This is a genomic window from Rhodopseudomonas sp. BR0M22 (assembly GCF_010907035.1).
GTDB lineage: Bacteria > Pseudomonadota > Alphaproteobacteria > Rhizobiales > Xanthobacteraceae > Rhodopseudomonas.
Genome location: NZ_QUMK01000070.1, coordinates 1 through 15,562, shown reverse-complemented (window position 1 = coordinate 15,562; position 15,562 = coordinate 1). Strand labels below are relative to the sequence as shown.

The following is a 15,562-nucleotide window of genomic DNA, read 5'->3' as shown; positions in this document are numbered from 1 at the left end:
TGCGAAATCATGAACAAGATGACATCGATCGCGGCGAGCGAGCAGCCGAACACGGACACTTCCGACGAGCTCTGGTACAAGGACGCCGTCATCTACCAGTTGCACGTCAAAGCGTTCGCCGACAGCAACAATGACGGCATCGGCGATTTTGCCGGCCTCACGGAGAAGCTCGACTATCTCCAGGAGCTCGGCGTCAACACGCTGTGGCTGCTGCCGTTCTATCCGTCGCCGCAGCGCGACGACGGCTACGACATCGCCGACTACGGCTCGATCAATCCCGATTTCGGCACGATGAAGGATTTTCGCCGTTTCATCGTCGAGGCCAAGCGCCGCAATCTGCGCGTCATCACCGAGCTGGTGATCAATCACACCTCCGACCAGCACAATTGGTTCAAGCGGGCCCGCCGCAGCCCGAAGAACTCCAGCGCCCGCGACTGGTACGTCTGGAGCGACTCCGACCAGAAGTACCAGGGCACGCGGATCATCTTCACCGATACCGAGAAATCGAACTGGACCTGGGATCCGGAAGCCGGCCAGTATTACTGGCACCGGTTCTTCTCGCATCAGCCCGATCTGAATTTCGACAATCCGCGCGTCGTGAGCGCGGTCGTCAAGGTGATGAAGCGCTGGCTCGACAATGGCGTCGACGGCTTCCGGCTCGACGCCATTCCGTATCTGTGCGAGCGCGACGGCACCAATAACGAGAACCTTCCCGAGACCCACGCCGTCATCAAGCGGCTGCGTGCCGAACTCGACGCTTACGCCAAGGGGAAGCTGCTGCTCGCCGAAGCCAACCAGTGGCCGGAAGACGTCCAGCAGTATTTCGGCGACAGCGACGAATGCCACATGGCGTACCACTTCCCGTTGATGCCGCGGATCTACATGGCGATCGCGCAGGAAGACCGTTTCCCGATCACCGACATCATGCGGCAGACGCCGGAGATTCCGCCGAACTGTCAGTGGGCGATGTTCCTGCGCAACCACGACGAGCTTACGCTCGAAATGGTGACCGACGTCGAGCGCGACTATCTGTGGAAGACCTACGCGGCCGATCCGCGGGCGCGGATCAACGTCGGCATCCGCCGCCGCCTGGCGCCGCTGATGGACAACGACCGTCGCAAGATCGAGCTGATGAACTCGCTGTTGCTGTCGTTCCCCGGCACCCCGATCATCTATTACGGCGACGAGATCGGGATGGGCGACAACATCTATCTCGGCGACCGCAACGGTGTCCGGACCCCGATGCAGTGGTCGTCCGACCGCAACGGCGGCTTCTCGCGTGCCGACCCGGCGCGGCTGTATGCACCGCCGATCATGGATCCGGTGTACGGCTACGCCTCGGTCAACGTCGAGGCGCAGCAGCGCAGCCTGTCGTCGCTGCTCAGCGCGATGAAGCGGCTGATCGCTGTGCGCAAATCCGCGCCGGCGTTCGGCCGTGGCAGCATGACCTTCATCCGGCCGAACAACCGCGCGGTGCTCGCCTATGTTAGGCAGCATGAGGACGAAGTCATTCTGTGCGTCGCCAATTTGTCGCGCGCCGCGCAGGCGACCGAGCTCGATCTGTCGCCGTGGAAAGACCGTGTGCCGCAGGAGATGCTCGGCCGCACCAAATTCCCCGCGATCGGCGAACTGCCCTACATGATCACCCTGGCGCCGTTCGGATTCTACTGGTTCAGGCTGGAAGAGCCCGGCACCGCTGCGCATGTGGCACCGGCCTCGACCGTGCCCGAATTCATCACGCTGGTGGTGCCGCTCGGCTCGACCTGGATGACGCTGGGCCGCACCCGCTCGATGTTCGAGCACGAGGTGTTGCCGACCTTCCTGTCGCGAACCCGCTGGTTCCCGGAGCGGAATCCGCGCGCGATCCATCCGCGGGTGACATCGGCGATCCCGTTCGACAACGACGACGACAACCGTCCTTGGCTGGCGTTGTTCGAAGCGACGCTTCGCGGAACGACTGCGCGCTATCTGTTGCCGATGCAGATCGACTGGGTGCGGTTCGACCGGGAGCGCTACAATCCGCGGGCGTTCGCCGCAGTCCGCCAGGGCGCGCGTGAGGGAACGCTGGTCGACGTTGCATCCGATCCGTCGTTCATCGACCTGCTGCTGCGGAATGTCCGCAAGGCGCTCGTCGTGGTCGGCGATGATGGCAACCGGCTCGAATTCCGTCCCGGCTCGCAGCTCGCCGAACGTCCGGCGGGTCCGTTCCAAAACATCCGTCCGGTCGATGCCGAACAGTCGAATTCGACCACACTGATCGACGAGGATTACGTCGTCAAGCTGTATCGGCGGCTGCAGGTCGGCATCAATCCCGAGCTGGAGATGGGACGCTTCCTCACCGAGGTCGCCGGCTATCGCAACACCCCGGCGCTGCTCGGGAGCGTCGAACTGGTCGAGGGCGGCACCACGACGGCGATCGCAGTGGTGCACGAATTCGTCGGCAATCAGGGCGACGGCTGGACTCTGACCGCCGGCTATCTCGATCGATACGTCGACGAACATCGCGTTCTGACCGCCGACGCCGAGACGCCGGAGAGCGATCAGTTCGCGCCGTATCTGCACTTCATGCAGCACACCGGCCAGCGCGTGGCCGAGATGCACCTCGCCCTTGCCGGTCATCCCGAAGTCGCCGACTTCACGCCGGAGCCGATCGACGCTGACGATGCCCAGCATTGGGTGGCGACCGTCACGGCATCTGCCGAACGCGTGCTCGGCGAACTGCGCCGCCGCCGCGACAGCTTCGGAGATACCGACAAGGCGCTGGTGGATCGTCTGCTGTCGGCACGCGACGAACTGATCGGCCGCATCGCCGAACTGCTCGGCGACGACGGCGGACTGAACATCCGTCACCACGGCGACTTCCATCTCGGCCAGATGCTCATCGTCAAGGACGACGTCTACATCATCGACTTCGAAGGCGAGCCGCGCCGCACGCTGGCCGAACGCCGAGCCAAGGCGCCGGCGGCCCGCGACGTCGCCGGCTTGGTGCGCTCGATCGATTATTCGACCACCGCCGCACTCACGCGTGCTCTCAAGTCGCCGTCCGACGAGCCCGGCCGTCTGAGCGAGGCACTCGAGCTCTGGCGTATCCGCGCCACCGCCGCCTTCCTCGACGGCTACCGTCAGACCATGGGCGCGAGCCCGGTCTGGCCGGCCGATCCAGAGGCGGCGGATCGCTGGCTCGACTTCTTTCTGATTGAAAAGGCGCTGTACGAGATCGACTACGAGATCGCGCACCGTCCCGACTGGTTGCGTGTGCCGCTCGCCGGCATTCTGCGCATCCTGTCGCCGCCGCCCGAGGAGATTTCATGACCGAGTTGTTGAACGACGAAGCCTACGCAGTTCTCGAAGGGCGCCACGCCGATCCGTTCCGTTACCTCGGCCCCCACCCGCAGGACGGCGGCACCGTCATCCGTGTGCTGCTGCCGGACGCCACTGCGGTCGAGGTGGTCGGCGCCAACGGCGAAACCGCGCCGCTCGAGCGGCTGCACGACGCCGGCCTGTTCGCCGGGCCGGTCCCGGGCAACTCGTCGCGCTACACGCTGCGCGCCGGCTTCGGCGACGCTACCGTCGAGTTGCAGGACCCCTACCGCTTCCCGCCGATCCTGACCGAGTTCGATCTTTATCTGCTCGGTGAAGGCACCGATCAGCGACTGTACGACAAGCTCGGCGCGCATCCGATGGAGCTCGACGGCGTCCATGGCGTCGCTTTCGTGGTGCTGGCGCCGAATGCGCGACGCGTCAGCGTCGTCGGCGACTTCAACTACTGGAATCCGCTGCGCCATCCGATGCGGGTGCGCGGCAACGGCTATTGGGAGCTGTTCATCCCCGGTGCCCGCGCCGGCGACCGCTACAAGTTCGACATATCGGGCAAGCACGGCGAGCAACTGCCGCAGAAGTCCGATCCGCTGGCGTTCGCCGCCGAGCTGCGGCCGAAGACCGCCTCGATCGTGGTCGACGCCGCCAAGCTGCCGCAGCCGCGTCCCGCGCCCGACGGCATCAACGCGCTCGGCGCGCCGATGTCGATCTACGAGGTGCATCTCGGATCGTGGCGCCGCAAGGACGGCGACCAGTGGCTGACCTATCGCGAGCTGGCCGAACAACTGCCGGCCTATGTCCGTGACATGGGCTTCACCCATGTCGAATTCCTGCCCGTCAGCGAGCATCCGTTCGACGGCTCGTGGGGCTATCAGCCGACCGGCCTGTACGCGCCGACCTCGCGGTTCGGAACGCCGGAAGACTTCTGCGCCCTGGTCGACGCCTGCCATGCCGCCGGCATCGGCGTGATCCTCGACTGGGTGCCCGGCCACTTCCCGGACGATCCGCACGGCCTCGGCAATTTCGACGGCACCGCGCTTTACGAGCACGCCAACCCGATGCAGGGCCGGCATCTCGACTGGGGTACGCTGATCTACAATTACGGCCGAACCGAAGTCGTCAACTTCCTCACCGCCAATGCTCTGTTCTGGCTGGAGCGCTATGGCATCGACGGGCTGCGCGTCGATGCGGTGGCGTCGATGCTGTATCTAGACTACAGCCGCCCCGCCGGCGGCTGGATTCCGAACAAGTTCGGCGGTCGCGAGAACATCGAGGCGATCGACTTCCTGCGCCGCTTCAACACCCAGGTGTACGGCAGATTCCCGAACGCCACCACGGCGGCCGAAGAATCCACCGCTTGGCCGCAGGTGTCGCGCCCGGTGGAATTCGGCGGACTCGGCTTCGGCTACAAATGGAACATGGGGTGGATGCACGACACCCTGAACTACATCTCCAAGGACCCGATCCACCGTAAGTATCACCACGGTCAGATTCTGTTCGGCCTGCACTACGCGTTCTCGGAGAACTTCATTCTGCCGCTGTCGCACGACGAAGTGGTGCACGGCAAACGCTCGATCCTCGGCCGGATGCCGGGCGACGAATGGCAGCGCTTCGCCAATTTGCGCGCCTACTACGCCTTCATGTTCGCCCACCCCGGCAAGAAGCTGCTGTTCATGGGCAGCGAATTCGGCCAGGAGCGCGAATGGAGCCACGACCGCTCGCTCGACTGGCATCTGCTGGACTTTCCGAAATACGCCGGCGTCCAGGCGCTGCTGCGCGACCTCAACAAGCTGTATCGCTCGCTGCCGGCGCTGCATCAGCTCGATTGCGATCCGTTCGGCTTCGAATGGCTGATCACCGACGACGCCGACCGCAACGTGTTCGCCTGGATGCGCAAGGGCAACGACACCCGCAGCCGCTGCCTCGTGATCGTCAATTTCTCGCCGAACGTGTATCAAGACTATCGCGTGCGGGTGCCGTTCGCGGGGCGCTGGCGAGAGGTATTTAATTCGGATTCGGCGACTTACGGCGGCAGCAATGTCGGCAACGGCGGCGAGGTCCATCCGCGCGATGGCCTGGTCCCCGAACTCAGCCTGACGCTTCCGCCACTCGCAGCAATCTTCCTGACACCCGAGGATTGAGTGTGACGGTTGTACGATGCGCGCGGCGCCCTGAGCCGTGCGCATCGTTTTACACACGGCGACTTGGAATGGCAGATTTACTAGTGTCCTTCGATTCCGAAGTTCGCTAACAAAGACAGTCGCAGGCTATGCGAACTTCGAGATCGGGACACTCGCTATGCGCCTCACCGCCGGAACCGACCTCCGTCTCGGAGCGACCTGGGACGGGCGCGGCACCAACTTCGCGCTGTTCTCCGCCAACGCCCACAAGGTCGAGCTCTGTCTGTTCGACAATCAGGGGCGGCGCGAACTCGAACGAATCGAATTGCCGGAGCGGACCGAAGACGTCTGGCACGGCTATCTCAACGACATCTCGCCCGGACAGCTCTACGGCTATCGGGTGCATGGTCCCTACGATCCCGAACACGGTCATCGCTTCAACGCACATAAGTTGCTGATCGATCCGTATGCCAAGCGGCTGAACGGACGGCTGGTGTGGAGCGAGGCGCATTTCGCCTATCGCACCGGCTCCCCGCGCGAAGATCTGTCGTTCGACCGCCGCGACAATGCCCGCGGAATGCCGAAGGCCGTGGTGGTCGACGAGACCGTCGGCAGCGGTCGCCGCGAGACCCGGCCGGGCGTGCGCTGGGAAGACACCATCATCTACGAGGCGCACGTCAAGGGATTGACCCAGCTTCGCGACGACGTCCCACCGGGGCTGCGCGGCACCTTCGGCGGGCTCGCCTGCCCCTCGATGATCGCGCATTTCAAACGCCTCGGCGTCACCACGATCGAACTTTTGCCGGTGCACGGCTTTGTCGATGACCGTGTCCTGGTCGAGAAGAAGCTGGTGAACTACTGGGGTTACAATACGATCTCGTTCTTCACACCCGAGCAGCGATACGCGGCGGACAAGGACAATCCGCTGGACTCGTTCCGCACCACTGTGGCGCGGCTGCACGATGCCGGCATCGAAGTGCTGCTCGACGTCGTCTACAATCACACCGCCGAAGGCAATCACCTCGGCCCAACGCTGTCGTTCCGCGGCATCGACAACGCATCGTACTATTGGCTGAAGCCGGACAATCCACGCTACTACGACGACTTCACCGGCTGCGGCAATTCGGTCAATCTGAACCATCCGCGCGTACTGCAGATGGTGATGGACAGCCTGCGCTATTGGGTCGAGGTCTGTCACGTCGACGGCTTCCGCTTCGACCTCGCCACCACCCTGGCGCGCGGACCGAACGGCTTCGACCAGAAGGGCGGGTTCTTCACCGCGATCCGCCAGGATCCGGTGCTGGCCGGCGTCAAGCTCGTCGCCGAGCCGTGGGATCTCGGCATGGGCGGCTATCAGGTCGGCGCGTTCCCGTCGCAATGGTCGGAGTGGAATGACCGCTACCGCAGCGTGATGCGGCGCTATTGGAGCGGCGAAGGCAGCCTGATCGGCGAAGTGTCACGGCGGATGACCGGCTCATCCGACATGTTCAACCGCGACGGCCGGATGCCGCGCGCCGGCATCAACCACGTCACGGTGCACGACGGCTTCACCCTGGCCGACCTGTTCAGCTACGAGCACAAGCACAATCTCGCCAACGGCGAAGACAATCGCGACGGCTCAAACGACAACCACAGCATCAATTGCGGCGTCGAGGGACCGAGTGACGATCCGAAGATCCTCGCCCTGCGCCGCCAGCTCCGCAAGAACCAGCTCGCTTGCCTGTTCCTCGCACAGGGCGTGCCACTGATGCTCGCCGGCGACGAGGTCGCCAATTCGCAGTCCGGCAACAACAACGCGTATTGTCAGGATAACGAGATCGGTTGGGTCGGCTGGGACGGCGCCAACACCGAAGACGACATGGTGGAGTTCGTCGGGCTGATGACCGACATCCGCCGTCGCTTCCCGCAGCTGCGCTCGCGGCGCTGGCTCGACGGTCGCCGCGCCGATGGTTCCTACGGCGTGCTGTGGTTGACGCCGTCGGCGGCTGAGATGACCGAGCAGGATTGGGCATTTCCGGACGGCCGCTTCCTCGCCTACATGCTGAGCCCGAGCGAGCCCGGCGGCGACGCCCTCTTCATCGTGCTGAACTCCGGCGCCGAGGCGATCGATTTCCATCTGCCGAAGACCACCGACTATCCGAACTGGCACCAGCTGTTCGACACCACCAAGGACACCGTCCAGGTCGCGCCGCTGAAATTCGGCAGCATCAGCTCGGCGCCGCCACGCTCGGTGCTGGCTTTCGCCGGGGTCACCGTATGAGCGGCCGCAGCTTCGGACCGCGCATCACCGCGGGCGGCGTCGAATTCCGGCTGTGGGCGCCGAATGCCCAGAAGGTCGAGCTGATGCTGGACGGCGGCGCGACGCGTCCAATGCGGCGCGACGAGGCCGGCTGGTACCGCGCCGAGATCGCCGGGCTCGGCGGCGGCACTCGCTATCGCTTTCGGATCGACGGCGAACTCGAGGTGCCGGACCCGGGCTCGTTATTTCAGCCCGACGACATCGCCGGCCCGAGCGAAGTGATCGACCACGCCGCCTACGACTGGCGCGCCGAAGAGTGGCGTGGCCGTCCCTGGGCCGAGACCGTGCTGCTGGAGGCCCATGTCGGCACCTTCACGCCCGAAGGCAGCTTCCGCGCGATGATCGACAAGCTCGACCATCTTGTCGCGACCGGGATCACCGCACTGGAACTGATGCCGCTCGCAGATTTCCCAGGGCAACGCAACTGGGGCTACGACGGCGTGCTTTGGTACGCACCTGACAGCGCCTACGGCCGTCCCGAAGACCTCAAGGCACTGATCGACGCAGCGCATGCGCGCGGCCTAATGGTGTTTCTCGACGTCGTCTACAATCACTTCGGCCCGGAGGGGAATTATCTCGGCGGCTACGCACCCGGCTTTTTCTCGGACTCGCACACGCCATGGGGCAACGCGATCAACTATTACGCTCCCGAGGTCCGCGCCTTCGCGATCGAAAACGCGCTGCACTGGCTGCGCGACTACCGGTTCGACGGGCTGCGGCTCGACGCCGTGCATGCGATCCCGGACCAGGGCGAAATCCCGATGCTGCACGAATTGTCGTGCGAGGCCGGCAAGCTGGCGGCCGAAACCGGCCGTCACATTCATCTGGTGCTGGAGAACGACGACAACACCGCCGCCGTGCTCGATCCGGTCACCGATCCGCCGCGCGGCCAATATCGCGCGCAGTGGAACGACGACTATCACCACGCTTGGCACGTCGCGCTGAGCGGCGAACGCCACGGCTATTACTCCGACTACGCCGACGCACCGCTGCAGCATCTTGCCCGCGCGCTCGGCTCCGGCTTCGCCTATCAGGGCGAGCCGTCGGCGCATCGCGGCGGCGTGGCGCGCGGCGAGCCGAGCGGCGAGCTGGCACCGCTGGCCTTCGTCAACTTCCTGCAGAACCACGACCAGATCGGCAACCGCGCGCTCGGCGACCGGCTGGAAAACCTGGGCCGCCCCGAAGCAATCGAGGCGGCGCTGGCGATCACACTGCTGGCGCCGACCGTGCCGATGCTGTTCATGGGTGAGGAATGGGGCTCGAAGGCGCCGTTCCCGTTCTTCTGCGACTTCCACGGCAATCTCGCCGAAGCGGTGCGCGCCGGCCGCCGCAAGGAATTCGCCGGCGCCTACGAGAAATACGGCGACGAAGTCCCCGACCCGCTCAGCGAGGATGCGTTCAGAGGCGCCGTGCTCGACTGGCGCGAACGCGACGGCGGCGACGGCGCGCAGCGGCTGGCGCTGGTATCGCGGCTGCTGCAGGTCCGCCGCAACGCGATCGTCCCGCGGCTCGACGGGGCACGCTTCGGCAGCGCCGAGATCGCCGAAGGCGGGCTGCTGACCGCACACTGGCGACTGGCGGACGGCGCCACACTCGCTCTCGTCGCCAATCTGTCGGACCAGGAGCGCGACGGTGGCCCGCCGGCCGCGTCGGGAACTATTTTATGGGGCGGCGATTGGACCCGGATCATTCCGCCTTGGGCGGTGTCCTGGCGCCTCGAGCATCCCTAATGCCTCCTGCGATACCGACTGCCACCTATCGCCTGCAACTCACTGCCGATTTCGGTTTCGACGCAGCCGCCGCAATCGTCCCCTATCTGAAGCGGCTCGGCATCTCGCACGTCTATGCGTCGCCGTTCATGAAGGCGCGCAAGGGCTCGACCCACGGCTACGACATCGTCGACCACACCAAGCTCAATCCTGAGCTCGGCGGCGAAGAGGGCTTTGCGCGGCTCAGCGCCGCGCTGAAGCAGGCCGACATCGGTCTGATCCTCGATTTCGTGCCGAACCATGTCGGCGTGCACTACGCCGACAATCCGTGGTGGCTCGACGTACTCGAATGGGGGCCGGCCTCGCCGCACGCCGCGTCGTTCGACATCGACTGGGAGATGCTGCCGTTCCGCGCCCGCGGCGGCGTGCTGCTGCCGATCATCGGCTCGTCCTACGGCAAGGCGCTCGAAGGCGGCGAGATCGAGCTGCGCTATGATCATACGGACGGCAGCTTTTCGGCGTGGTACTACGAGCACCGGCTGCCAATCGCGCCGCAGCGCTACAGCGAGATCCTGCGCACCGTAGTGCGTGAGGCCGATGCCGCCGAGACCGAGACGGGCCGCGCGATCCTGCAGCTCGCCGCGCGCTACACCGGGCTGCGCCGCCCCTCGCGGAACGAAGCACCTGAGTTCAAGGCTGCGCTGAAGGCGATCCCGGGCGCGGCCGAAATCATCGCGCGCGGGCTCGACGCCTACCGGGCCGGCGAAGGCCGCACCTCGCAGATCCAGGCGCTGCACAATCTGCTCGAGCGCCAGCACTACAAGCTGGGGCACTGGCAACTGGCGTCGAGCGAGATCAACTATCGCCGTTTCTTCGACGTCAACACCCTCGCCGGCCTGCGGGTCGAGGATGCCGGCACCTTCGCGGCGATCCACAGCCGGGTGAAGAAGCTGCTCCAGGACGGTCAGCTCCACGGCCTGCGGCTCGACCACATCGACGGCCTGCGCGATCCGGCGCAGTATTTTCAGCGGCTGCGCCGGCTGGCGCACGACGCCCAGGGGCCGGACGCGCCACCGCTCTACACCGTGATCGAGAAGATCCTCGGCGAGGGCGAGGCGCTGCATCGTTTCGCCGGCGTCCACGGCACCACCGGCTACGAATGGCTCAACGTCATCACCCGCGTGCTGCTCGACGGCGCCGGGCTGAAGCCGCTGGAGGAAGTATGGCGTCAGGTCAGCAACACCTCGCCGGCATTCGACCCGGTGCTGAAGGCGGCCAAGCGCCGGGTGCTGGAGACGCTGCTGCTCAGCGAATTCACCGTGCTGGCGCGTCTGCTGGCGCGGATCGCCTCGGGGCATTATTCGACCCGCGACTTCTCCGCCGACAATCTGCGCCAGGCGTTCGAACTCTACGTGCTGCACTTCCCGGTGTACCGCACCTATCTGACCGGCGGCGGCCCGACGCGGCTCGACCGTGAGCTGATCGAAGAAACCATTGCCAAGGCGCGCGCCGACTGGTTCGGCGCCGACGACGGCATCTTCGATTTCCTCAAGGACGTGCTGACGATGGACCTGGTGAAGCCGGGCCGCGCGCCGCATTCCAAGCCGCGGGTGCGCCGGTTCGCCCACAAGGTGCAGCAATTCACCGGGCCGACCATGGCCAAGTCGCTCGAGGACACGGCGTTCTATCGTTATCATCGGCTGCTGGCGCTGAATGAAGTCGGCGGCGATCCCGCCGCGCCGGAATTGCCGGTCGTCGCCTTTCACGCACTGATGCAGCGCCGCGCCAAGGACTGGCCGCACGGCATGACCGCGACCATGACCCACGACGCCAAGCGCGGCGAAGACGCCCGCACGCGGCTGCTGGCGCTCGCCGAGATGCCCGGCGAATGGGCCGGGCTGGTGGCGAAGTGGAAAGTGCTGAACGCGCCGCATCTGGTGATCGACAACGAAATGCGCGCGCCCTCGGCGGCGTTCGAATACATGCTGTATCAGGCGCTGCTCGGCGCCTGGCCGCTGACGCCGGATCCCGATTTCGCCGACCGCTTCCAGGGCTTTGCGCTGAAGGCCGCGCGCGAGGGCAAGCAGGAGACCAACTGGCTCAACCCCAACCTCGCTTACGAAGAGGGCGTCCGCACGTTCATCGACCGCATTCTTGATCCGGCGCTGTCGAGCGCATTTCTGGAATCGGTCGAGAGCGTGCACCGGCGGCTGTCGCTGCTCGGCGCGCTCAACAGCCTGAGCCAGGTGACATTGAAAGCGACCATGCCGGGCGTGCCGGATTTCTATCAGGGCACCGAGTTCTGGGACTTCTCGCTGGTCGATCCCGACAACCGCCGGCCGGTGGATTTCGGCGCCCGCGCCGAAGCGCTCGAGGCGCTGCAGCAGCCGCCGGATTGGGAGGCGCTGATCGCGAATTGGAGCGACGGCCGCGTCAAGCTGGCCTGGACCCACCATCTGCTGCGGCTGCGGCAAGAGCACGCCGAGCTGTTCACCGACGGCGACTACCGGCCGCTTGCGGTCTCCGGGCCGCATCGCGACAACACCATCGCGTTCGCTCGCACCCGCGGCGCCGAAGCCCTGATCGTGGTGGTTGGCAAGGTGTTCGCAACGCTGTCCGGCGAAGGCCGGCAATGGCCCACCGGCAACGCCTTCGATGGTGCGGTGGATAGCAGAGGCTATGTGGTCGAAACCGCCGACGGCGACAACAGCACCGGCGAACTGCCGCTGCGCGAGCTGTTCAGCCACATCCCGGTCGCAGTCCGCCGCGCCCGCATCGCCGGCTCAAAACGGACAAGGCGCGGCTGAGCGCGGCGTGCGGTCACAGCCGCTATTCAGCCATTTGCCACCCCGTCATTCCGGGGCGCTCGCGCAGCGAGCGAACCCGGAATCTGCCGCCTGCACCGAATCCCGCAAAGCCCTGCTCGCTTCGAGATTCCGGGTTCGCGCTCCGCGCGCCCCTGAATGACTCGGGGACAAACTGTGCAAGCGTGCGGCCATCGACAGCGGCGAACGGTCGTGCGCCCCCCCCACAAACACCGAGGCCGCCCGGGAGCTGAAGCCGGACGGCCTGGCGGGGTTTGTGCCGATCAGGAAAACCGGTTCCCTCACCCGCCCGATCAGAATTTCAAGATTCGCTTACTTGAAGATTAACGAAACACCAGCATAACTACTTGCTGCGTCGCCGAAATTTGCGTGCGGCGCACACCGATTACTTCTTCTCCAACATCAGATGTCCGCCCTTCTGAATCGCGACCTTCGCCGCGTCGGCGAATTTCTGCAACAGCCAAGGCAGGCGCACTTCGAGCCGCACGTGATCTTCGGCCACATCGACCTGGCCGGCCGCGACCTGCCCCAGCGCGCGGACGCGAAACAGCATCCGGTCGCCGCGCCACGTTTCTTCGTCGACCTTCAGAACCGGCACGTTGATCGCCGCGCGGCTGAGTCCGGCCTGCAGCCGGCGCCGCGCTTCGTCGCGGCCGAGGCGATGGGGAATCGATACGACAAGCGGAGCTGACATCGCGGCATCCTCGTCACTGATCTGGATTTGGTTATTCCTTATCTAGGCAAGCGTTGCGAAAATAACAGGGCGCTACGCACGGCGCCGAGTTTCCGCCTCGGAACCTTCACTGTTACGCCGTGTTCTCCTTCCCGACAGGCGGAGCATTCGGGCGACCCGTCGTGATAAGGAGAGCGAGATGTCCATCGGCACAATCATCCTGATCATTCTGATCATCGCCTTGCTGGGCGGCTTCACCGGGGTCGGCGGCGGTCCGTTCTACGGCACCGGTTACTACGGCGGCGGCGGCCTTGGTCTGATCGTCGTGATCCTGCTGATCCTGCTGCTGCTCGGCAAGATCTGACGCACCGCAGCGCGATCGTTTGCTGACCGACACGGCGATGGCCGGGCTCGAACGCCCGGCCATCGCGCATCGAGGGACCAGCACCTAAATCCGGCCCGACGTCAGCGTCCTGATCGCCGGCTTCAGCGCAGATGCGGATTTTTCGTAGTCCGTCCACGCCTTGGCCCGCTTGATCAACGCGGGCGCGGTCTCGATCGTGTAGCGCTTGGGATCGAGGCCGGCCTTCACCTGCGACCACGTCACCGGCATCGACACGGTGGCGCCGGTGCGGGCCCGCGGCGATAGCACCGCGACCGCCGTCGACATCCGGTCGTTGCGCAAGTAATCGAGGAAGATCTTTCCCGTGCGCTTCTGCTTGGACATGTTGAGCAGGTACTGCTCGGGGCTGTCCGCGGCCATCTGCGCGCACACCGTCTGGGCAAAGGTCTTGGCCGCCTTCCAGTCGATGCTGTCGTCCGGCTTCAGCGGCACCACGACATGCAGGCCCTTGCCGCCGGTGGTCTTGCAGAACGTCGCGAGCCCCAGCGCTTCGAGGCGCTGCTTCATCTCCTTGGCGGCGCTGATCACCTCGTCGAACCCGACCTCGGGGGCTGGATCGAGATCGAACACCAGCCGTCCCGGCACGTCGTAGCGGTTGGGTGCGCAGTTCCACGGATGCAGTTCGACGCCGCCGATCTGCGCCACAGCGATCAGGCCTTCGACGCGGTCGATCTGCACATACGGCTTGCGGTCACCCGAGACCTTGGCGAGACTGATCAGGTTCGACATTCCCGGCATGGCGTGGCGCTGAAAGAAATGCTCGCCGTCGATGCCGTCCGGCGCGCGCACGATCGAACACGGCCGCCCCTTGATGTGCGGGATCAGCCAGTCGCCCACTTCGGCAAAGTAATCGGCCAGATCACGCTTGGTCACCGCGCCGCTGGTGTCGCTCGCCGGCCACAACTCCTTGTCGGGCTTGGAGATCACCACGCCCATCACCTCGGACCGGGCAGCGTCGGCGCGGCGGGGCGCGGCGCGCTTGCCCGCAGCCTTTCGCGGCTTCGCCGTCTTGGCGGCCCGGCGCTTCGGATTTGGTTCGGCCAGCTCGACCTGCTGCGGCTCCTCGGCTTCGACCGCCGCGGCCGGCTTGTCGGCGCGCAGTCCCTTGAAGGCAGCCTGACGCACCATGCCGCCGCCGGTGAAGCCGGCGAATTCGATCTCGGCGACCAGCTCCGGAGTCACCCAGTAGACATCGCGCGTCTTCTTCGGCGCATTGGCGCCGCTGAAGGGGCTGCTATCCGTTTCATGCGCCTTCAGCTCGGGCAGGATGCGCTTGACGACATCCTGGCCGAAACCGGTGCCGACGATGCCGACATAGGCCAGGTCATCGCCGCGATGAACGCCGACTAGCAGCGAGCGAAATTTGCCGTTCGTGGTCTTCCAGCCGCCGATCACCACCTCGTGGCCGGCGCGGCACTTCGCCTTGGTCCAGCCACCGCTGCGGCCGGAACGATACGGCGCATCGAGCTTCTTCGACACGATGCCTTCGAGCGACAGCTTGCAGGCCGACTGCAGAATGGCATCGCCGCCGGTTTCGAAATGCTCGACGTAGCGGATCAGCGCTTCCTTGCGACGGCCGCGTGCGGCCTTCAGCAACGCGGCGAGCCGCTCCTTGCGCTCGGACAGCGGCAGCCGGCGCAGATCCTCGCCCTCCGCATAGAGCAGATCGAACGCGAAGCAGATCAGGTTGTCGGTGTCGCCGTCGGACAGCGCGGCCTGCAGCGCGGCGAAATCCGGCTGGCCGTGTGAATCCAGCGCCACCACCTCGGTGTCGAGAATTGCGTCCGGCAGCGACGCCGCTTCTTCCGCGATCGCGCTGAACTTTGCGGTCCAGTCGAGACCCTTGCGAGTCAGCAGTTTGGCTCGCCCATGCTCGACGCGGAGCTGCATCCGGTAGCCGTCGAACTTGATCTCGTGGCCCCAGCCGTCGCCGCTGGGCGGCCGCTCCACCGAGGTGCAGAGCTGCGGCGGTACGAAGTCCGGCATCGCCGCGCGCTTGCCACGACTGGCCCACTTACTCCGCACCGTAGGCTTTGTGGCCTTAGCAGCTTTCGCTTTGGAGGGCGTCTTCGGCTTGGCCTTCGCCTTGTTCGCAGCGCCGGCCTTGGCCCGCTCGTCGGCGGCGAGCCCGCTGCTGGAATCCCACACCGCGTCCGCCGTCGCCTTCGCGGCCGCCTCGCGCAGCATGAACGGCTTCGGTGCCTTACCCTTACCT

Annotated in this window: 8 protein-coding genes; 6 read left to right on the top strand and 2 right to left on the bottom strand. The window is 65.6% G+C overall.

The annotated features are described in order from the left end of the window. Positions 1-9: 9 nt before the first annotated feature. From treS to treY, 5 genes are all read left to right on the top strand, one after another. Positions 10-3,312 (top strand): maltose alpha-D-glucosyltransferase, encoded by a 3,303-nt coding sequence (treS, locus tag DY468_RS20000; protein WP_164606659.1) that lies wholly within the window; start codon positions 10-12, stop codon positions 3,310-3,312. Further along, on the top strand, positions 3,309-5,459 hold the full coding sequence (glgB, locus tag DY468_RS19995) for a 1,4-alpha-glucan branching protein GlgB (protein WP_164606657.1): 2,151 nt from the start codon (positions 3,309-3,311) through the stop codon (positions 5,457-5,459). The genes treS and glgB overlap by 4 nt, the downstream gene beginning before the upstream one ends. Positions 5,460-5,616: 157 nt before the next feature. After that, the gene (gene glgX / locus DY468_RS19990) at positions 5,617-7,698 is read left to right on the top strand and encodes a glycogen debranching protein GlgX (RefSeq protein WP_164606655.1); all 2,082 of its coding nucleotides are present in this window, start codon (positions 5,617-5,619) and stop codon (positions 7,696-7,698) included. Further along, complete coding sequence (treZ, locus tag DY468_RS19985; protein ID WP_164606653.1) at positions 7,695-9,467, top strand: malto-oligosyltrehalose trehalohydrolase; 1,773 nt, start codon at positions 7,695-7,697, stop codon at positions 9,465-9,467. Before glgX ends, treZ begins: the two co-directional genes overlap by 4 nt. Continuing rightward, a complete protein-coding gene (gene treY, locus DY468_RS19980) occupies positions 9,467-12,253 on the top strand; it encodes a malto-oligosyltrehalose synthase (RefSeq protein ID WP_164606651.1) in 2,787 nt (928 codons plus the stop codon). Before treZ ends, treY begins: the two co-directional genes overlap by 1 nt. A gap of 403 nt (positions 12,254-12,656) precedes the next feature. On the opposite strand, the gene DY468_RS19975 is transcribed toward treY, so the two are convergent. Then, a complete protein-coding gene (locus DY468_RS19975; RefSeq protein WP_164606649.1) occupies positions 12,657-12,965 on the bottom strand; it encodes a polyhydroxyalkanoic acid system family protein in 309 nt (102 codons plus the stop codon). Between the two features lie 178 nt (positions 12,966-13,143). On the opposite strand from DY468_RS19975, the gene DY468_RS19970 reads away from it, so the two are divergent. Then, positions 13,144-13,308: a DUF3309 family protein gene (locus DY468_RS19970; protein WP_164606647.1), complete on the top strand. Its 165-nt coding sequence runs from the start codon at positions 13,144-13,146 to the stop codon at positions 13,306-13,308. A gap of 84 nt (positions 13,309-13,392) precedes the next feature. On the opposite strand, the gene ligD is transcribed toward DY468_RS19970, so the two are convergent. Continuing rightward, the coding region (ligD, locus tag DY468_RS19965) for a DNA ligase D (protein WP_164606645.1) at positions 13,393-15,562 on the bottom strand (2,170 nt) is incomplete at its 5' end.